This window comes from Glycomyces sp. YM15, assembly GCF_016918015.1.
In the GTDB taxonomy this organism is placed as follows: Bacteria; Actinomycetota; Actinomycetes; order Mycobacteriales; family Micromonosporaceae; genus Glycomyces.
Genome location: NZ_JAERMK010000009.1, coordinates 120829 through 139443 on the forward strand (window position 1 = coordinate 120829; position 18615 = coordinate 139443).

Sequence of the window (18615 nt, forward strand, 5' to 3'; positions counted from 1 at the left end):
TGCAGTCGTGAACGCCGTGGACATCGCCGCGATCGAACCAGGGGACGCCCGGCTCGCATCGATCTACCGTGACCTGCTGGCACCCGCGTTCCCGCCCGATCAGCTCGACACCCTCGCCGACCTGCGCGATGCCCACGACACCGGACAAGCGCACATTCTCGCCGCGCTCGATGCGGCCGGTCGGCCGCTCGGCGCCGCGATCGCCGAATGGTACGACCGAGCCGGCGTGGTACTCCTGGCCTACCTCGCGGTCGACCCCGCGCACCGCTCGCACGGCATCGGCGGGCATCTGCTGGAGACAGCCCTCGACGCCTGGGTCCGCCGCTTCTCCCCCAGCCTGATCGTCGCCGAGATCGAGCGGCCCGACCGCGCCGCGGACCGCCCTGAATGGGGCGACCCGGCTCGCCGGCACGCCTTCTACAAACGGCACGGCGCCCAGACGCTCGAGCTGCCCTACTTCCAGCCCGCCCTGCGCGAAGGCAGCCACCGCGAGCGCGGCATGCTGCTCATCACCCTCCACATCGACCCGTCCGTGGATGCCGGTCCGGGCCGCGTCACCGCCGCGCCCGTCCGCGACTTCCTCCACGCCTACTTCACCGCCACCGAAGGGCGCATGCCCGACGACGAGGAGACCGCAGCCCTCATGCGCGCCGCCACCGCACCAGACGGGATCCCCATCACCGCACCCACCGGCAACCACCCGCACGGCAGCACGGCAACCGCCCCTTCCTGACCCGGCGGCCGCTCTCGGAGCGCCCTCGCGTCCCCTCCCCCGGGTGAGAACCGGCCGCACACGATGATCGAACCCCGGACAGGCTTCGCCCCAGTGTGAACCGCAGCGCCCATAGGCGGGAAGGACGGGCACGGACCCAGTGGCCCGTGCCCGCCGTAGTCGTTCGTCAGGCCTTGGCGGTGGCGTCCTGGACTTCGCCGATGAGTTCTTCGACGATGTCTTCCAGGAACAGCACGCCGGTGGCAGCGCCGTCCGGGCCGGTCACGCGGGCGACGTGGGCGCCCTCGGCGCGGATCTGCGCCAGGCCGTCCTCCAGCTCGGCGGCACCGGCCACCACGGGCAGGTCACGCAGGCGCTCGGCGGGGATCGGCGCGTCGAGCTCGTCGGGACCGGTCAGGTCGAGCACGTCCTTGAGGTGCAGGTACGAGCGCGGCGTCCGATCGGGATCCGCGATCACGTAGCGGGAGTAGCCGGCGCGCGCGACTGCCTGCTGCACATCGCGCGGGGTCGCGTTCGCAGGAAGCAGCACCAGGTCGGACAGAGGCACCTCGACATCGGCGACGGTCTTCTCGGTGAACTCGAACGCGGCGGTCAGCGTCCCCGAGTCGTCCACCAGGGTGCCCTCGCGCTGCGATTCCTCCACAATGGTCGCGACCTCGTCGATCGTGTAGGCGCTCTGTGCCTCGTCCTTCGGCTCGACCCGGAACAGCCGCAGCGCGCCGTTCGCGATCGCGTTCAGCGACCAGATGACCGGGCGCACGACCCGGGAGACGAACACCAGCGGCGGCGCCAGGATCAGCGCCGCGCGGTCCGGGACCGAGAACGCGAGGTTCTTCGGGATCATCTCGCCGAAGACCACGTGCAGGAACGTCACCAGCAGCAGCGCCACCGCGAACGCGATCCCCGTGACGGCGGCCGGGGAGAGCCCGGTCCAGCCCAGCGGGTACTCGAGCAGGTGGTGGATGGCCGGTTCGGAGACGTTGAGGATCACCAGGGAGCACACGGTGATGCCGAGCTGGCTGGTGGCCAGCATCAGGGTCGCGTGCTCCATGGCCCACAACGTGGTCTTGGCGGCGCGGCTGCCGGCGGCGGCGCGCGGTTCGATCTGGGACCGGCGCGCCGAGATGACGGCGAACTCGGCGCCCACGAAGAAGGCGTTGGCGGCCAGGAGGACGACCAGCCAGACCAGTCCGGGGACATACTCGCTCATCGGGTGGCCTCCTGCTCGAACGTTTCCATGACGCGCTCGCGCGTCCCGCCGAAGGCCGGATCGGTCGCCTTGTCATCGGGGAGGTAGCGCAGGCGCTCGATCCGCGAACCGGTCAGCCGGTCCACTCGCAGGCGCCCGCGTTCAAGTCGGACTTCCTCGCCGGGGGCGGGGATGCGTTCGAGCACGTCGAGAACGTAGCCCGCGACGGTCTCGTAGTCCTCACCCTCGGGGATGCGCACACCCGCGCGCTCCCACAGCTCGTCGGGCCGCAGCGAGCCCGCGATCAGGATCGAGTCGGCCTGCTTCAGGATCTGGCGCTGGGCCTGATCGTGCTCGTCTTGGACCTCGCCGAGCAGCTCCTCCACGAGGTCTTCGAGCGTGACGATGCCGGCGGTACCGCCGTGCTCGTCGATGACGACCGCGATCTGGAAACCGCGTCCGCGCAGCGTGCCCAGCAGCGAGCCGACACCCGCGGTCTCGGGGACTTTCAGCGGCTCGGACATGACCTCGGTGACCGGAACCGAGGCTCGCTGGTCGAAGTCGACGCCGTAGGCGGTCTTGACGTGGACGACACCGATGACGTCGTCGACGTCTTCGCCCAGCACCGGGAAGCGGGAGTGCCCCGAAACGGCGGACTGGGCGATCACGTCGGCCGCGGTGGCGGTCCGATCGAGCGTCGCCATCCGCACGCGCGGTGTCATGACTTCTTCGGCAGTGTGCGTCGAGAACGTCAAGGTGCGGTGCAGCATCGCCGCCTCGTCGCGATCGAGCGCGCCCTCGGTGGCCGAGCGCCGGATCAGAAAGCTCAGCTCCTCGGCACTGCGCGCACCGGAGAGTTCTTCCTTCGGCTCGATGCCCATCGACCGAATCACCCGGTTCGCCGTCCCGTTGAAGAACACGATCACCGGCTTGCATACGAAGGTGAATCCGATCTGGAACGGGACGACCAGCTTCGCGGTGGCCAGCGGGACCGCCAGCGCGAAGTTCTTCGGGACCAACTCGCCGAGGATCATCGAGAACAGGGTCGCCACCGTGATCGAGACGATCGCGCCGACCGCGGGGACCGCGGGCTCGGCGACGCCCAGGCCCGTCAGCGGATCGCGCAGGAGCGATGAGATCGCCGGCTCGAACGTGTAACCGGCGAGCAGTGTGGTGAGGGTGATGCCCAGCTGCGCGCTGGACAGGTGGGTCGAGGTGACCTTGAGGGCCTTGATGGTCGGGCTCAGGCCCTTCTCGCCCTGGGAGCGGCGACGCTCCAGCTCGGGCCGGTCGAGGTTGACCAGGGCGAACTCGGAGGCGACGAACAGGCCGGTGCCGACGGTCAGGATGACACCCGCGAGGATGCCCCAGACTTCCGTACTCAACGCTCACCTCGCTGCGACATGGCTGGGTCCGGCATGGGCCGCCCCGAGGTGAGCCAGGGTTTATGGCTGGGAGAATCGTCCATGCCGACGAGCATATCGGCGGGCGACAACGCCATCACAGTGACGGCGGCCGAATCGCATCGGGACCCGTCCACTGTCCGATGGGACCTGCAATCCACTGCTCTCCGAAGCGACTCGTCGGCGAGGACCGGGTCGCCCGGTGCGGCGCGCATGTCGACATCGGCGGGGCGCCGTTCTCGAACGCCCACGGCCCGGCGGCCGGCAAGGAATGGCAGTCCTCCAGCCGCGCGGCGCCGGAACGGCCATGCTGAGGTCATGGGCGAATCGAGCAAGCGCGATGGCCGCGGCTGACCCCGCCTCCCGCCCCGAGTACCACACCTTGGCGGCGCACGAGGTGCTGCTGTTGCTCGGTACCGACGCGCGACGGGGCCTGACCGATCGGGAGGCCGCCGAGCGCTACGCCAGGTTCGGGCCGAACACCCTGCCCGTCGCCGAAGTCGCCGGGCCGTTGATGCGGCTCCTCCATCAGATCCACCACCCGCTGATCTACGTGCTGCTCGGTGCCGGAGCGGTCGCGGCCGGGCTGGGCGCATACACCGACGCCGGCGTGATCTTCGGCGTGGTCGTGGTCAACGCGATCGTCGGGTTCGTTCAGGAGTCCAAGGCCGAGGCCGAACTCGGGAGCCTGCGGTCGATGGTGCGGACTCGCGCCGCGGTGATCCGCGACGGACGGCGCAGGACCGTGCCCTCCGACGAACTCGTCCCCGGCGACCTCGTCCTCATCGAGGCCGGCGACAAGGTCCCCGCCGACATGCGGCTGACCCTGGTGGACGGACTGCGGGTGGACGAGTCGGCGCTGACCGGCGAATCGACTCCGGTGGACAAGGACGAGATCGTGCTGCCCGACCCGGCGCCCGTGTCCGACCGCCGCAACATGGTCTACTCGGGCACCCTCGTCACGACCGGCGCCTGCGAGGGCATCGTGTGCGCTACCGGCGCGGAGACGGAGCTGGGGCAGATCCACCGGCTCATCGGCACCGTGCAGGTCCTGACGACACCGCTGACCCGGAAACTCGCGAGGTTCAGCAAGCTCCTGACCGTCGGCATCCTCGCGCTCGCGGCGCTCGCCTTCGCGATCGGGCTGCTGCGCGGCCAGGAGCCGGTGGCGATGTTCACCGCGGCCCTCGCGCTCGCGGTCGGCGCGATCCCCGAAGGACTCCCCGCAGCGGTCACCATCACCTTGGCCATCGGCGTCGCCCGGATGGCGCGGCGGCGCGCGGTCATCCGGCACCTGCCGGCGGTCGAGACCCTGGGGAGCACCACGGTCATCTGCACCGACAAGACCGGCACGCTGACCAGGAACCAGATGACCGTCCGGGCGGTCTGGACGCCCCAGACCCGGTACGGGGTCAGCGGCTCCGGCTACTCGCCGGACGGCGCGGTGCACGACGCGACGGGCGCCACGGCGGTGGTCGACGCCGACCAGGCGCTGCGCTGGACCCTCCTGGCCGGCGCGGCGTGCAACGACGCCGCACTGGCCGAGCGCGAAGGCTACTGGGGCGTGGTCGGCGACCCCACCGAAGGAGCGATGCTCGTGGTCGCCAAGAAGGCGGGCCCCGGGACGGACCCGGCCGACGGGCTCGGCCCCCGCGTGGCGACCGTGCCGTTCAACTCCGCGAGCCGGTTCATGGCGAGCCTCCACCCGGTGGCCGAGGGTCCGCTCCCGACGCGGCACCTCGCACTCGCGAAAGGCGCTGTCGAACGGCTGCTCGACCTCTGCCGCGGCCAGATGGACGCCGACGGCACGGTCCGGCCCCTGGACCGTGCGGCCGTCGTCCGTGAGGCGGGATCCTTCGCGGACCAGGGGCTGCGGGTGCTGGCGACCGCCGTGCGACCGGCGACGGAGGCACTGGACCCGGGCGACTTCAGTGAGGACTCGCTCCGCGGCACGCTGGTCCTCACCGGGCTGCAGGCGATGCAGGACCCGCCCCGCGCCGCCGTGACGACGGCGGTCGCGGCCTGCCGCGCCGCCGGCGTCTCGGTGAAGATGGTCACCGGCGACCACGCCTTGACCGCCTCCGCGATCGCCGAGCAGATCGGCCTGCTCGACCGCCGCGACCCGGCTGCGGTCCTGTCGGGTGCCGAGCTCGCGGCGCTGCCCGCCGAGGACCTCGCCGCGGCCGCGGACCGCGCCGTGGTCTTCGCGAGGGTCTCGCCCGAGCAGAAGCTGCGACTGGTCGCGGCCCTGCAGCGGCGCGGACACGTCGTCGCGATGACCGGCGACGGCGTCAACGACGCCCCAGCGCTCCGCCAGGCGGACATCGGCGTCGCCATGGGCGCGAGCGGCACCGAGGTCGCCAAGGACGCCGCCGACATGGTGGTCACCGACGACGACTTCGCCACCATCGAAGCCGCGGTCGAAGAAGGGCGCGGCGTGTTCGACAACCTCACCAAGTTCATCGCCTGGACGCTGCCCACGAACATCGGCGAGGGCCTGGTCATCCTCGCCGCGATCCTCGTCGGCGCGGCGCTGCCGGTCCTCCCCACCCAGATCCTGTGGATCAACATGACCACCGCCGTCGCGCTGGGGCTGATGCTCGCCTTCGAACCCAAGGAGCCGGGCATCATGGCCCGGCCGCCCCGCGATCCGGCGCAGCCCCTGCTCACCCGAGCGCTCATGGCACGGACCCTGCTGGTGTCGACGCTGCTGGTGGCCGGCACGTGGTGGCTCTTCGACTGGGAGATAGGGCACGGCGCCGACCCGGCCGAGGCCCGCACCGCGGCGATGAACGTGTTCGTCACGGTCGAGGCGTTCTACCTGTTCAGCTGCCGGTCGCTGGAACGGTCGGCCTGGCGGCTGGGGCTGTTCTCGAACCGATGGCTCATCGGCGGTCTCGCCGTGCAGGCGGTCGCCCAGGCCGCCATCACCTACCTGCCGGCCATGAACGGCGTGTTCGGCACGGCCCCGATCGGTGTGGACACATGGCTGCGGATCCTGCTCATCGCGGCCGGCACGAGTCTCGTGGTGGCCGCCGAGAAACGCCTCCGACGCTCGCGGCTCCGGGGCGGCTGAGGCCCGCCCGCGCGAGTGCCCACCGCGTCGCCGGTACGCCGCTTCCACTCATGCGCATGGTCAGTATCGGCGTCCCTTCGATCGGCGGCGTGCCGTCTTCAGGCCTTCGAGCAGGGCGATCATGGCGGCTGCGATCCACAGCGGCGCGACGAGCGCGTACACCGGGGCGAGGACGTCGAGGCCCTCAGGTACCAGCGCCTCGTTCACCGGTTCGACGAGCACGAACGTGAACGCCCAAGCACCGCCGATGAAGAGCGAGTACTCCGCGTGGTACTTCACGTAGTGTTCGCGATAGCGGCGGCGCACCTCGGCCTTGAACTCGGGGTCCTCCTGCCACGCCTTGGCGACGATGGCCCGCTTCCGCTTCCCGACCTCCGAAGCCGTCGCCATCAGGCCGGTGAGCGAGGCCCTGTCGGTCTCGGAGGCGGGCGGCGGCGACGGCGTGTCGATGCCGTCGAACCACCCGCGCTCCTCGGCGACCTCGAGCCGCCACTCCTCCGAGCGCATCGCCGGCAGGATGTACCCGCGGGCCATCACCATGAACGCCCCGCCGAGCCATGCCAGCACGGCCACGACGCCGATCAGCGCCGCCACGAATGCGTTCCCATCGTTCAGCCGCCGTCTTGGATCGCGCCGGGACCGCCGCCGAGCAGGCTCTTGAGCCCGGTCATCGGATAGCCCGTGAGGATGTTGCCGACGTTGTTCCAGGCGTGCGCGTTGTTGGCCCAGCCGGTCGGGAGGTTCCCCGACCCGAACATGTCGTTCATGGTGTCGTAGATCGAGTGCGTGTTGTCGAGCTGGTAGTTCGACCGGGGACCGGCGGTGCCGGGCGTCGGCATGGCGTCGTCCCAGATCGATTTCGAGAGTGCGTCGAACTTCAGGTCCATGCCCTTCTGCAGGGAAGAGAAGCTCAGGTCGAACTTCTTCCCGGTGCCGAACCGGTCGAGGGCCCTGCCGATGTCGTCGATGATCTCGCCGACCTTCCCCATCCGCTGTCCCAGCTGCGACATGGCCTGGCCGAGCTTGGAGATGTGCTGGGAGATCTTCGCCATCACGCTCATCGCGTCGGCCACCAGCCCGCCGATGAGCGCGGCGATCGAGCCGCCGAACGTGAACCAGGAGGAGGCGAGCGCCGCCAGGGCGTACATGATCGCGCGGGACACGAAGTCGCAGATGAGTTCGAGCAGCAGGCCGCGGGTCACCGCGGTCCAGATGCCCATCACCATCATGTAGTTGCTCATGATGCCGGAGACGGTGCCCGAGGCGGAGATGGCGCTGCCGAAGTCGGCGATCAGGGCCCGGTAGGCGTCGGCGTCCTTGCCCTCCCACTCGGAGAGCGATTCCAGTTCGGCGACCAGGTCCTGTCCGGCCTGGTCGAGGGACTGCGCGATGTTGCCCCAGGTGTCCTTGGTGGCGTTGATGGACGTGGGGTCCCCGGCGACCCATTCGAGCGGCTCGTTGAGGAACTCGAAGTGCTCGATGAGGAAACCCACCCCGGCCATGATGCATTCTTTGAAGGGGTTCGCGACGAAGGCGAGCAGGTCGAGCGCGGCCACGGTCCCGTTGAGGGCGTATTCGAGGCCGGTGTCGGACTGGAACAGCGCCTGGGCGCTCCCGAGCGCGCGGGCCCCGGTGAACTGCCCCCAGTCGGGCGCCGATTCGTCGGGGTTGACGATGAGGTCGTTCATGATCCGCCCACCTCGCTGATGTAGACGTTGAAGGTCTCGGCCACGGAGGAGTCGCATTCCTGGTAGGAGTCGCAGGCGCCCTTCACCTGCACGGACGCTTCCTTCGCCGCTTCACGCGCGTTCTCGATGACGAAGGTCGCGAGTTCGGCCAGGCCGTATGCCATGAGCGCGAACTGCATGTTGACGATGCCGAAGTCCATGGCGCTGCCGATGCCCTTCGCCTCGGCGGCGTTGTGGGCCTGCACCACCGGGCCGATGACCTTCGAGTCGATGCCGTCCACATGGGCCTCGAAGGCCTCCGGGTCCGGGACGTTGATGCGGTCGCCCATGCGCTACTCCCGCTCCTGCGTGGCCGACCGGGCCTCACGCACGAGGGAGCTGTCCTCGCCGAACACGGAGGCGAGCGCGTTCGTCGAGTTGCTGCCGGCGTTGATCGCGGCCTCGGCGTACGTCTCCTTGATGAGCGCGGCGAGCGACTGCGCCGACATCTTCCGCGTCTCGGGGCTGAGCTGCAGGTCCTGAAGCGAGCCGCCGACGCCGACGGTCACGGTCACCTCCCCGTCCGGAGAGGTCGCGGTGGCCGCCGCCGCTTGCAGGGCCTCGTTCAGATTGGACGCTCGTTCGGCCATGGCCTGCATCCGGGACTGGAAGTCCCGCATGTAGCCCTCGGGATCTTCGAACACTGACGGCACTGTTCACTCCGTTTGTCTCAAGGCGAAGGGGCCGCTCCAGACTATTCAACCGAGACAACCCCTGCAAGCACCGAAGCAGCGCGCCGGGTGGCGCAGGCCGATCGGTGTTCACCTCGACGTTACGGAGAGCGCGCCCGGCTCCAGCCCCGGAAGTTCCGGAGAAAGTTCCGAAAGTTCTTTGAAACTTATTGACGTACGTTGATATCCTTCGCATACTTCTCAAATCGACAATCTTCGATGGGATTTGGAGGACGGATGTCCGCAGAACCGAAGGACCGGGGAACGCCGTTCAGCCGCAGGGGGCTGCTGCTCGGCGGCGGGGCGCTCGCGCTCGGCACGGCTTCGGCGCTCGTGGCGCCGAGCGCCGCGAACGCGCAGACCCTGACGCAGAACGCGACCGGCACGCACGACGGGTACTACTACTCCTTCTGGACCGACGCTCCCGGCACGGTCTCGATGACCCTGGGCGCGGGCGGGAACTACAGCTCGCAGTGGAGCAACACCGGCAACTGGGTCGGCGGCAAGGGCTGGGCGAACGGCGGCCGGCGCACCGTGAACTGGTCGGGGAACTTCGCCCCCTCCGGCAACGGGTACCTGTGCCTCTACGGGTGGACCTCGAACCCGCTCGTCGAGTACTACATCGTCGACAGCTGGGGCACCTACCGCCCCACCGGCACCCACAAGGGCACCGTCTCCAGCAACGGCGGCACCTACGACATCTACCAGACCACCCGGTACAACGCCCCGTCCGTCGAAGGCACCAAGACCTTCGACCAGTACTGGAGCGTCCGCCAGGCCAAGAGCACCGGCGGCCAGATCACCACCGGCAACCACTTCGACGCCTGGGCGGGCAAGGGCATGCGGCTGGGCTCGTTCAACTACTACATGATCCTGGCGACCGAGGGCTACCAGTCCAGCGGCCGCTCCAACATCTGGGTGAGCTGACCCGGCGCAGGGCGAGCCGCTGCGGCTCGTCGGCGACCTGCGGGCCGCGCTGCGCGAGAGCGTCGGGGACGAGTACGAGGTCATCGAGGACGCCGTCGACGATCTCGAGGCGTCCGTCGCCGAGGCGAAGCCGGTGCGGCGGATCCACAGCAGACTGAAGGCCGTGGAGCGCCTGGTGAGTCCGTTCGCGGCGCTCGCGGCGCTGGTGTCGAGGCCGCTGGACCTGGTGCAGCGCCACCGGTCCTGGAGACCCGGAAGCGGGCGGGGCCCGAGGTCCCGCCCGCTGTTCTCAGTGTGTCAGCACTGTTCGCGAACGATCAAGCTTGAATCCCTGGTGCAGAGCTCGGGGAGGCCCCCACCGGCCTCCCCGAGGCTCTATCCCACCAAACAGAACAAAGTCCCGGGTCGCGCGGCCGCTGCCAGAGCCGCGCTGACGCGCTCGTTACCGGCTGCGCCTTTAACGAAACCGCGCCGTGTAGATGTCGCCGTCGCGGATCCAGGCGAGCTGGAGCGAGGCGAACATGTCGTCGACGATCTCCTCATCCGGGAGCCCGTAGTGCTCGCCGAGACTCCGGCCGCGGTAGTGCCACAGGAGTCCTGCCTGGACCTGGGCCGCATCCGCGGTGTGCTTCCCGCACGAGCGGGCGCAGCGGTAGAGCACGTGCCCGCTGCGGTCGTATTCGATCGCCATCACCTGCTGGCACATCGAACTCCGCAGCTTGCCTGCGGCGGCCGCCCCCAGCAACGTCTGGGCCTCAAGACGTTCCATGGCACTCAACCCCTCTCCGGCGACGATCGGACCTCACCGGGACAGCCCGGCCAGGCTCTGCAAAACCACTGGCGTTTCCGGTTGTGCGATGCGGGTCGCCGTGCGGCGAAGACGATTGCCGGGCCGGGAGGTTTGCATCCCGAAGTCGACGTTGCGTCGTCGCGTACACGAGCGCCGGTTTGACGGCTTTTCGAGTCCGTGACCACGGTCGCACACTTTCGGCTTCCGTGTCTATGTGCATTCTCACATGAATCGTAACATGCATCGACACGGGGCAGATGCACGTGCATCTGCGCGAGCATCCTCATGTGCACTCACTCTGTGTAATGTGGGACACTTGATCCGACCAGCGATGGGGATGTCGGAAAACTCCTCCACGCGGCCGCTCTGGTAGGGCCGCGCCCGGAATGTCCGGCCGAACCGGATGCCGGTCACAATTCCGAAAGATCCGGTCGGACACGCCGGCCACTGGTGGAAGGATCTCGAATGGACAAGGCACGCAACGGCATCCCGGCAGGAGAACTCCCGTCGACGCTGACCTGGCGCAAGAGCGTCCGCAGCGGCCCGAACGGCGGCAACTGCGTCGAACTGGCGACCCTTCCTGGTGGGGAAGCGATCGCAGTCCGGAACTCGCGCTTCCCCGAGGGCCCGGCCCTCATCTACACGGTCGCGGAGATCCGAGCGCTCGTCGAAGGCGCCAAGGACGGCGAGTTCGACGACATGATCAAATAGCACGCTTTCGGGCGAGAGCCCTTGGGCAGCACACTCACCCTGGCGGGACCGGTCGAACGGCTACCCTGTCAGGGTGAGTTTTTCGTCCGCTGCGAATTGATCTCGGAGGGAGGTGCGCGATGGCGAAGGTGAGTTCGGAAGACCTGCCGAGCGGGACTACGACGCTGCGCGTCATGATCGGCAGCAAGCTCCGGCAGTTGCGCCAGGACGCCGACATCTCCCGCGAGGAGGCGGCCTACGAGATCCGCGCCGACGCCACCAAGATCAGCCGGGTCGAACTGGGCCGCGTCTCCTTCCGGCTGCGCGACGTGCGCGACCTCATGGTCATGTACGGCGTCACGGACGAGGACGAGATCGAGCGCGTCGTCGAGATGGCCCGCGAGGCCAACCGGCCGAGCAAGTGGAAGCGGTACAACGACTTCCTGCCCGACTGGTTCAGCAACTACCTGGAGATGGAGGGCGCCGCCTCCATGATCCGCACCTACGAGGTGCAGGTCTTCCCCGGTCTGCTGCAGAACGAGGGCTACGCCCGCGCGGTCATGATGCTCGGTTACGGACACACCCCGCTCACCGAGATCGACAAGCGGATCGAAGTGCGACTGAAGCGCCAGGAGATCCTGGACCGCTCGGAGAAGCGCCCCGAGCTGTGGGCCGTGATCGACGAGGCCGCGCTGCACCGCCCGTTCGGCGGGCGCGGCGTCATGCGCTCGCAGATCCAGACCCTGATCGACTTCTGCGACAAGCCGAACGTGCGCATCCAGATCGTGCCGTTCTCCGCCGGCGCCCACTCCGGCGCGGGCGCGCCCTTCACGTGGCTGCGCTTCGCGTACGAGGAGCTCAGCGACGTGATCTACCTGGAGCACCTCACCGGCGGCCTCTACCTTGAGCGCGACAACGAGATCGACGCGTACCAGGCGGCCATGGAGCACCTGTGCGTGCAGGCCACCCAGCCGCACAAGACGCAGGACTTCCTGAGCGAGATCCTCCGCGAACGTTACAACTAGTAACCGCCGGAGCCGTCTGGACGATCCCGTCCGCAAATCCGAAAATCACTCGATCGAGTGAGCCTCCGCGCGCCGGGCACGACGAAGGCGCGCGACTTCCCCACCGCGCGCCTTCAAGCGATCCCTGTCAAGCCTTGTAGCCGAGGCCGGCCATCATGATCCGGTTGTGCGGCGCCAGGTCCTCGGCGGCGGGGACCTCGCGGTCCGGCTCGCCCGGGAACCAGCGCGGCACCCAGTCGAGGCCCGGTTCCACGAGCGGCAGCCCCTGGAAGTGCTCGAGGATCTTCTCGGGCTTGCGGACCCAGCCGTTGCCGAGGGCTTCGAGGCCCGCCTGCTCGATCGCCTTCTGCTGGGGCTCACCGGTGTCGGCGAAGTCGGTCATGAGCAGGTAGGAGCCGCTCGGGCAGGCGTCAAGGAGGGTCCCCACCCATTCGCCGGGGTTCTCCTCGTCGTGGAAGTGCATGAAGAGGCCCACGACCATGAGGCCGATGGGGCGCTCGAAGTCGATGACCTTCTTGACGTCCGGGTGGTCGAGGATGCCCTCGGGGTCGCGCAGGTCGGCGGTGACGATCGTGGTGGTCTCGTTGGTGGCGAGCAGGGCTCGGCCGTGGGCGAGCACGATCGGGTCGTTGTCGACGTAGACGACCGTCGCGTCGGGGTTGATCTCCTGGGCTACCTGGTGGGTGTTGCGCATCGTGGGGAGTCCGGCGCCGATGTCGAGGAACTGGTCGATGCCGTGCCTCGCCATGTAGGCGACGCCTTTTTCGAGGCCCAGGCGGTTGTCGATGGCAACCTCCTTCGAGTTGGGCACGTGCTTCATGTAGGCGGCCGCGCCCTCGCGGTCGGCTGCGAAGTTGTCCTTTCCACCGAGGATCGCGTCGTAGACGCGGGCGATGGTGGGCCGGGAGATGTCGAAGTCGGGGACGTACTCTTCTGCGTTCTCTGCCATCGGTTCAGCCTCTTCGTCGAAGGAACGGTGAAAATATCGTACGACCTGGATCACATTGACGAACTTCGGGATCACTCCATCGGGCCACAGTGCTCACATTTGATTCAATCGAATCATCAACCCCTCCAACCACTTCAGGTGTCAACGGTCCACTGCGGTCGCTCGCGACCGAGAAGACGGCGAAGGGCCCGTGCGCAACCGCACGGGCCCCTCGTTCGACGTCGCTATTCCTCTTCGCCCTCGGGGTTGGCCGCGATCCACTCCTCGACCCTGTCGTCGCGCACGGCCTCCCAGAGGCTGACGGCCTCGGGGTTGCTCGGCTCGGGGTCCTGGGGGTCGTCGGCGTAGATGACGACCGACTGGCCGCCCTGCGTGCCGGTGCCGAGGTTCGGCGTGGTCATGAAGACCAGGTCGTCGCTGCGCATGTCCATCAGGTTGATGGCGGTGGAGACGGCGTTGAACTGGGTGTCCACCTTCACCGCGTCCGAAGTGGAGGCGATGAAGGAGGTGAGCTTGTCCTCGTCGGTGAGCACCCCGGCGCTGAGCGCGGAGTCCATGATGGCCTTGATGAGCTCCTGCTGGTGGCGCATGCGGGCGAAGTCGCCCTCGTTGTACTGGTAGCGCTGGCGCACATAGTCGAGGGCCTCCTCGCCGGTCAGCTCGGTCGGCCCGGCCGGGAAGAACCTGTGGTCGCCGTGGATCGACTCGACGCCGGGCGGGTCGGTGATGTAGCCGTCGGCGTCGGCCGGCTCGATGTCCATCGTGACGCTGTCCAGGGCGTCGACGACCTCGACGAGGCCGCCGAAGTCGATCTCGACGATGTGGTCGATGCGCACGCCGGTGAGGTTCTCGATGGTGCGGACGGTGAGGTTCACGCCGCCCCACGCGTAGGCCGCGTTGAACTTGTCGATGGTGTCCGAGACCGTCGCGTCGGGGTCTTCGGGGATGTACACGTAGAGGTCGCGCGGGATCGAGATGCCGTATGCGGCGTTCCCGTCCTCGCTGACGTGCATGAGGATCGTGGTGTCCGAGCGGGCGTCGGACTCGTCGTTGCCCTCGCGGTGGTCCGAGCCGATCACGAGGAGGTTCAACGCCTGGTTGAGGCGCTCCGGACGGTCCTCTTCCGGGATCGCGTCGAGGTCGAACGCGCGGTCGAGGTCGGCGTTGGTGCTGTTGGCGGTGGACCAGACGGCGAAACCGCCGCCGGCCGCCGCGATGGAGGCCACCAGGCCGATCCCGGAGCCGATGAGGCCCCGGCGGGTGGGGCCTCCGGCCGCCGCCTGGGCGACCCGGGCTCCGCCGCCGCTGCCGCCTGCGGGCGGCACCGAGGCGCTGCCGCGGTAATTGGAGCCATATTGCGTCATGGCCCCAGCTTACGTGGTGTCCGCCAGAGACCTCGGGTGTGGAAGCCCCGGTCGTATCTCGGAATCCTCTCAGGTGCCGGTAAGTCCGAGCACCCTACTGCTTCGTGGCGAAGTAATCGATCGTCATCTTGAGACCCGCCTCATAGTGGACCTGCGGCTCGTAGCCGAGCAGTTCGCGGGCGGCGGTGAGATCGGGGCGGCGGCGCTCCGGATCGTCCGCCGGGCGGTCGATGTACTCGATCTTCGAGGGCGAGCCGGTGAGCCGCAGGATGATCTCAGCCATCTCCTGGACGGTGAGCTCGTACTCGGTACCGAGGTTCACCGGGCCGTACTCGCCCGACTCGAGGAGCAGGATGAGACCGCGCACCAGGTCGTCGATGTAGCAGAGCGAGCGGGTCTGGGTGCCGTCGCCGGTGACGGTGAGCGGCCTGCCCGCGAGGGCCTGCGACACGAAGCTGGGGATGACGCGGCCGTCGTCGGGGCGCATCCGCGGGCCGTACGTGTTGAAGATCCGCACGATCGCCGCGTCGAGGCCCTTGTGGCGGTGGTAGGCGGCGACGGCGGCCTCGCTGAAGCGCTTGGCCTCGTCGTAGCAGGAGCGGATCCCGATCGGGTTCACGTTGCCCCAGTAGGACTCCGGCTGCGGGTGCACGAGCGGGTCGCCGTAGACCTCGGAGGTCGAGGCCATGAGGAAGCGGGCGCCGTCGGCGAGCGCGCGGTCGAGCGCGTGGAACGTGCCGATGGAGTCGACGCGCAGGATCTCGAGCGGGATCGTCTCGAAGTCGACCGGGCTGGCCGGGCACGCGAAGTGCAGGACCGCGTCGAACGGTTCGTCCCCGACGGGCAGGCCCTCGGTGACGTCGGCTTCGACCACGGTGAGGTGGGGGTGCTCGGCGAGGTTGTCCCTCGAGCCGGTCACGAAGTTGTCGACCGCGGTCACGTCGCAGCCCTTCGCCAGGAGCGCGTCGACCAGGTGGCTTCCCACCAGGCCCGCGCCACCGGTGACGAGGATGCGGCTGCCTGTTCCGTAAGTAGTCATCAAGATCCAAGATTATCAGGGTTGGCCTCGCGTTCACCTGGGCGCAAGCTGAGAATTCGCTCCAAGCACCCCGATGTGCCCCGTCAGTACGCGCCCTTTCGGCGCAACACTACAGCGACCGTGCGGAACAGGATCTGAAGGTCGGTCGTGAGCGACCAGTTGTCGACGTAATAGAGGTCGAGGCGGACCGCGTCGTCCCAGGACAGGTCCGAGCGGCCCGAGACCTGCCACAGGCCGGTGATGCCCGGGCGCACGAGGAGGCGGCGGCGCACGTCGCCGAGGAAGTCGCCGTTCTCGGCCGGGAGCGGGCGGGGGCCGACGAGGCTCATTTCGCCGCGGACGACGTTGATGAGCTGCGGGAACTCGTCGATGGAGGTACGGCGAAGCCACTTCCCGACATTGGTGATCCGCGGGTCGTCCTTCATCTTGAACAGCAGGCCGTCGGTCTCGTTGTGCATCATGAGCGCGGCCTGGCGCTCCTCCGCGTCGATGTACATGGTGCGGAACTTCCAGCAGCTGAAGGTCTCGCCGTCGCGGCCGACCCGGTTCTGGCGGAAGAACACCGGTCCAGGGCTGTCCATCTTGATGGCGATCGCGACGCCGAGGAACAGCGGCGAGAGCAGCGCCAGGCCGAGCACGGAGGAGGAGATGTCGAGGACGTTCTTGATCAGCCAGCCGATGCCGGAGATCTTCGGCTCCTCCACGTGCAGGAGCGGCAGGCCCTCGACGGGGCGGATGTGCACGCGCGGGCCCGCGATGTCCGTCAGCTGCGGGGCGACGACCAGGTCGCGGCCGGTGCCCTCGAGCTGCCAGGCGAGGCGGCGCAGGTCGGAGGCGTCGGCCGAGGCGGAGCCGCACACGGCGAGCGTGTCCGCTTCGAGCTGTTCCGCGCAGGTGACGACGTCGGTCCCGGCGAAGACCGGGACCGGGGTGTCGAGATTGCGGACCGAGGAGGCGCCTTCGGTCACGTATATGCCGACGGGGACGAGGCCGGCCGCGGAGGCGCGGCGGACCGTCCGGTAGACCTCGAGGGCCTCGGGGTAGGAGCCGATGAGCAGGACGCGCTGCACGCCGCGCCCGGAGGCGCGCATCCGGTGCAGGCCGAAGCGGGCCCCGTAGCGGAACGCGCAGACGAGGACGGCCGCGGCCAGCAGGATCACCGCGACCGCGACACGCGAGACGTCCGCCTTGAAGGTGAGCGCGGCGAAGGAGACGAGGGCCAGCATGAACATGGAGGCGCGGATGGTGCGCTTGAACTCCTCGTTGCCCATGCCGAAGTAGCGGCGGTCGTAGGAGCCGGTGCCCCACAGGGCCAGCAGCCACGCGAGGGGCAGGAGCAGCCAGACCGTGAGGTAGAAGAAGTGCTGCTGGTTGTCCGTGTCGAAACCGGCGCTGGGCGAGGCGGTGAAGTTCACGGTGATGACGCTGGCGATGAGGGCGGCGAGCAGGTCCGCGCCCACCAGGGCGGCCTGGTAGTACCGGTGCCAGTTGGAGGCGCGGACGAGGCGGCGCCAAGTGGAGCGGGTGACCCCGTTCGTCACGAGCTGCGGGTCACCGGATTCGCGAGTTCGGGCCACCGGCGTCCCCGTCCGTCCGTACGGAGCACCCCCACTTCCGTGGAGATCCTTTGCTGGGCGTTCCAGGCTCGTAGCCACTGCACATCCCTGCGGTCGTCAGCTTACGGTGGAGGTGAGTGTCGGGGGCGGAGATCAGCGCTGCGTCTCCATCTACCGGGCGGCCCGCCGACACGGTACCCGACAACCTACACCTATTCCGCTCCTGCGGTATGTTCGGCCGAGCTGAAAGCCGTCCACGCCACCCCGACACCGCATACGACAGCACCGCAGAAGGATCGCCCTGTGAAGATCGTCATCGCCCACAACCGGTACTCCTCGGCGCAGCCGTCGGGCGAGAACACGATCGTGGACTACGAGATCGGGGCGCTCCGCGAGGCCGGCGTCGAGGTGGTGCCGTTCCTGCGCTCCTCGGACGAGATCGCTTCGCTTCCGGCCCATAAGAAAGCGGCACTCGCCGCTTCACCGGTCCACGCGGCCGGGACGCAGCGGGAACTCGCGGCGCTCCTCGAACGCGAGCGGCCCGACCTGCTGCACCTGCACAACCCGTATCCGCTGCTGTCCCCGTCGGTGGTCGGCACCGCCCACAAGCACGGGGTCAAAGTGGTGCAGACCATTCACAACTACCGGCACGACTGCGTGAACGGACTCTACTTCAGGGACGGCCACGACTGCCGCGACTGCCACGGGAAGCGCTGGAACGCGCCCGGCGTGGTCCACGCCTGCTACCGGGGCTCGCGCGCCCAGAGCGCCGTGATGGCGGTCGCGCTCGGAGTGCACCAGGGGACGTGGCGCGGCGTGGACCGATTCATCGCGCTCACCGACGCGATGGCCGACTACCTGCGGAGCATCGGCATCCGCGACGACCAGATCCGGGTGAAGCCGAACGCCGTGGCCGACCCCGGACTCGTGCCGCTGGGCGAGGGCTTCCTGTTCGGGGCGCGGCTCGTGCCGGAGAAGGGCGTGGCGCTGCTGCTCGACGCGTGGCGGCAGGCCGACCTGCCCGGGCGGGTGCTGCGCATCGCGGGCGACGGGCCGCTGCGGTCCCTCGTGGAGCGGGCCGCGGCCGAACGCGACGACGTCGCCTACCTCGGGCAGCTCGAACCCGCCGAGCGCGACGCGGCCCTCGCCGCCTCCGCCGCGGTGGTCGTGCCCTCGATCTGGCAGGACATCCTGCCCACCACGGGGATCGAAGCGCTCGCCGCCGGGCGCGCGGTGGTGGCGACGCGGATGGGCGGGGCGCCGTTCATCGCCGGGGCCGACACCGACGCGCCCGCCGGCGTGGCGGTCGCGCCGGACGCCGCGGCGCTCGCGCGCGGGCTCGAGGCGGTCGCGAACGACCCCACGTACGCCGGGAACGCCAGGGCCCGCTACGAATCGGTGTTCGCGCCCGAGGTGACGCTCCGGCGGCTCATCGAGATCTACGGGGAACTCGTCGAGGCCTGATCCGAGGGAACG

At 69.0% G+C, this 18615-nt stretch carries 18 protein-coding genes; 7 read left to right on the forward strand and 11 right to left on the reverse strand.

Annotated elements, in window-relative coordinates; genetic code table 11:
* Window positions 1–7 precede the first annotated feature (7 nt).
* Complete coding sequence (locus JHY01_RS12040; protein ID WP_205325889.1) at window positions 8–733, forward strand: GNAT family N-acetyltransferase; 726 nt, start codon at window positions 8–10, stop codon at window positions 731–733.
* 166 nt (window positions 734–899) lie between these two features.
* On the opposite strand, the gene JHY01_RS12045 is transcribed toward JHY01_RS12040, so the two are convergent.
* The gene (locus JHY01_RS12045; RefSeq protein WP_205325890.1) at window positions 900–1943 is read right to left on the reverse strand and encodes a hemolysin family protein; all 1044 of its coding nucleotides are present in this window, start codon (window positions 1941–1943) and stop codon (window positions 900–902) included.
* Window positions 1940–3307, reverse strand: a complete 1368-nt coding sequence (locus tag JHY01_RS12050) for a hemolysin family protein (protein WP_205325891.1) — start codon at window positions 3305–3307, stop codon at window positions 1940–1942. The genes JHY01_RS12045 and JHY01_RS12050 overlap by 4 nt, the downstream gene beginning before the upstream one ends.
* Before the next feature lie 161 nt (window positions 3308–3468).
* Here JHY01_RS12050 and JHY01_RS12055 point away from each other — a divergent pair, with 161 nt between their 5' ends.
* Window positions 3469–3639: a hypothetical protein gene (locus JHY01_RS12055; protein ID WP_205325892.1), complete on the forward strand. Its 171-nt coding sequence runs from the start codon at window positions 3469–3471 to the stop codon at window positions 3637–3639.
* 26 nt (window positions 3640–3665) lie between these two features.
* Entirely contained in the window at window positions 3666–6401 is a 2736-nt protein-coding gene (locus JHY01_RS12060) for an HAD-IC family P-type ATPase (protein WP_205325893.1), read from the forward strand.
* Window positions 6402–6461: 60 nt separating this feature from the next.
* On the opposite strand, the gene JHY01_RS12065 is transcribed toward JHY01_RS12060, so the two are convergent.
* Genes JHY01_RS12065 through JHY01_RS12080 form a run of 4 tightly spaced genes read right to left on the reverse strand, consistent with a single transcriptional unit; the run spans window position 6462 to window position 8772 of the window.
* On the reverse strand, window positions 6462–6995 hold the full coding sequence (locus JHY01_RS12065; protein WP_205325894.1) for a hypothetical protein: 534 nt from the start codon (window positions 6993–6995) through the stop codon (window positions 6462–6464).
* A gap of 17 nt (window positions 6996–7012) precedes the next feature.
* Window positions 7013–8089: a hypothetical protein gene (locus JHY01_RS12070; RefSeq protein ID WP_205325895.1), complete on the reverse strand. Its 1077-nt coding sequence runs from the start codon at window positions 8087–8089 to the stop codon at window positions 7013–7015.
* Window positions 8086–8418 (reverse strand): hypothetical protein, encoded by a 333-nt coding sequence (locus JHY01_RS12075; RefSeq protein ID WP_205325896.1) that lies wholly within the window; start codon window positions 8416–8418, stop codon window positions 8086–8088. The genes JHY01_RS12070 and JHY01_RS12075 overlap by 4 nt, the downstream gene beginning before the upstream one ends.
* Window positions 8419–8421: 3 nt before the next feature.
* The gene (locus tag JHY01_RS12080) at window positions 8422–8772 is read right to left on the reverse strand and encodes a YbaB/EbfC family nucleoid-associated protein (protein ID WP_205325897.1); all 351 of its coding nucleotides are present in this window, start codon (window positions 8770–8772) and stop codon (window positions 8422–8424) included.
* 264 nt (window positions 8773–9036) lie between these two features.
* Here JHY01_RS12080 and JHY01_RS12085 point away from each other — a divergent pair, with 264 nt between their 5' ends.
* Window positions 9037–9726, forward strand: a complete 690-nt coding sequence (locus JHY01_RS12085; protein WP_205325898.1) for a glycoside hydrolase family 11 protein — start codon at window positions 9037–9039, stop codon at window positions 9724–9726.
* 457 nt (window positions 9727–10183) lie between these two features.
* Here the strand turns inward: JHY01_RS12085 and JHY01_RS12090 are convergent, their stop codons facing one another.
* Complete coding sequence (locus JHY01_RS12090) at window positions 10184–10495, reverse strand: hypothetical protein (protein ID WP_205325899.1); 312 nt, start codon at window positions 10493–10495, stop codon at window positions 10184–10186.
* A gap of 486 nt (window positions 10496–10981) precedes the next feature.
* Here JHY01_RS12090 and JHY01_RS12095 point away from each other — a divergent pair, with 486 nt between their 5' ends.
* Together JHY01_RS12095 and JHY01_RS12100 are read left to right on the forward strand one after the other, a co-directional pair.
* Entirely contained in the window at window positions 10982–11227 is a 246-nt protein-coding gene (locus tag JHY01_RS12095; protein WP_205325900.1) for a DUF397 domain-containing protein, read from the forward strand.
* Window positions 11228–11346: 119 nt separating this feature from the next.
* Entirely contained in the window at window positions 11347–12231 is an 885-nt protein-coding gene (locus JHY01_RS12100; RefSeq protein WP_205325901.1) for a helix-turn-helix transcriptional regulator, read from the forward strand.
* Between the two features lie 127 nt (window positions 12232–12358).
* Here the strand turns inward: JHY01_RS12100 and JHY01_RS12105 are convergent, their stop codons facing one another.
* From JHY01_RS12105 to JHY01_RS12120, 4 genes are all read right to left on the reverse strand, one after another.
* Window positions 12359–13180, reverse strand: coding sequence for an SAM-dependent methyltransferase (locus JHY01_RS12105; RefSeq protein ID WP_205325902.1), 822 nt, complete (start codon window positions 13178–13180; stop codon window positions 12359–12361).
* Window positions 13181–13404: 224 nt separating this feature from the next.
* On the reverse strand, window positions 13405–14544 hold the full coding sequence (locus JHY01_RS12110) for an LCP family protein (protein ID WP_205325903.1): 1140 nt from the start codon (window positions 14542–14544) through the stop codon (window positions 13405–13407).
* 94 nt (window positions 14545–14638) lie between these two features.
* Window positions 14639–15583, reverse strand: coding sequence for a UDP-glucuronic acid decarboxylase family protein (locus JHY01_RS12115; protein WP_205325904.1), 945 nt, complete (start codon window positions 15581–15583; stop codon window positions 14639–14641).
* A gap of 83 nt (window positions 15584–15666) precedes the next feature.
* Entirely contained in the window at window positions 15667–17238 is a 1572-nt protein-coding gene (locus tag JHY01_RS12120; protein ID WP_374199523.1) for a sugar transferase, read from the reverse strand.
* Between the two features lie 204 nt (window positions 17239–17442).
* On the opposite strand from JHY01_RS12120, the gene JHY01_RS12125 reads away from it, so the two are divergent.
* Window positions 17443–18603, forward strand: coding sequence for a glycosyltransferase family 4 protein (locus tag JHY01_RS12125; protein WP_205325906.1), 1161 nt, complete (start codon window positions 17443–17445; stop codon window positions 18601–18603).
* Window positions 18604–18615: the final 12 nt, after the last annotated feature.

Excerpts from the sequence above, each read along its gene's own strand:
- JHY01_RS12045 (WP_205325890.1), bottom strand. The coding sequence starts at position 1,943 with ATGAGCGAGTATGTCCCCGGACTGGTCTGGCTGGTCGTCCTCCTGGCC.
- JHY01_RS12055 (WP_205325892.1), top strand. The coding sequence starts at position 3,469 with ATGGGACCTGCAATCCACTGCTCTCCGAAGCGACTCGTCGGCGAGGAC.
- JHY01_RS12060 (WP_205325893.1), top strand. The coding sequence starts at position 3,666 with ATGGCCGCGGCTGACCCCGCCTCCCGCCCCGAGTACCACACCTTGGCG.
- JHY01_RS12070 (WP_205325895.1), bottom strand. The coding sequence starts at position 8,089 with ATGAACGACCTCATCGTCAACCCCGACGAATCGGCGCCCGACTGGGGG.
- JHY01_RS12075 (WP_205325896.1), bottom strand. The coding sequence starts at position 8,418 with ATGGGCGACCGCATCAACGTCCCGGACCCGGAGGCCTTCGAGGCCCAT.
- JHY01_RS12085 (WP_205325898.1), top strand. The coding sequence starts at position 9,037 with ATGTCCGCAGAACCGAAGGACCGGGGAACGCCGTTCAGCCGCAGGGGG.
- JHY01_RS12090 (WP_205325899.1), bottom strand. The coding sequence starts at position 10,495 with ATGGAACGTCTTGAGGCCCAGACGTTGCTGGGGGCGGCCGCCGCAGGC.
- JHY01_RS12095 (WP_205325900.1), top strand. The coding sequence starts at position 10,982 with ATGGACAAGGCACGCAACGGCATCCCGGCAGGAGAACTCCCGTCGACG.
- JHY01_RS12100 (WP_205325901.1), top strand. The coding sequence starts at position 11,347 with ATGGCGAAGGTGAGTTCGGAAGACCTGCCGAGCGGGACTACGACGCTG.
- JHY01_RS12105 (WP_205325902.1), bottom strand. The coding sequence starts at position 13,180 with ATGGCAGAGAACGCAGAAGAGTACGTCCCCGACTTCGACATCTCCCGG.
- JHY01_RS12110 (WP_205325903.1), bottom strand. The coding sequence starts at position 14,544 with ATGACGCAATATGGCTCCAATTACCGCGGCAGCGCCTCGGTGCCGCCC.
- JHY01_RS12115 (WP_205325904.1), bottom strand. The coding sequence starts at position 15,583 with ATGACTACTTACGGAACAGGCAGCCGCATCCTCGTCACCGGTGGCGCG.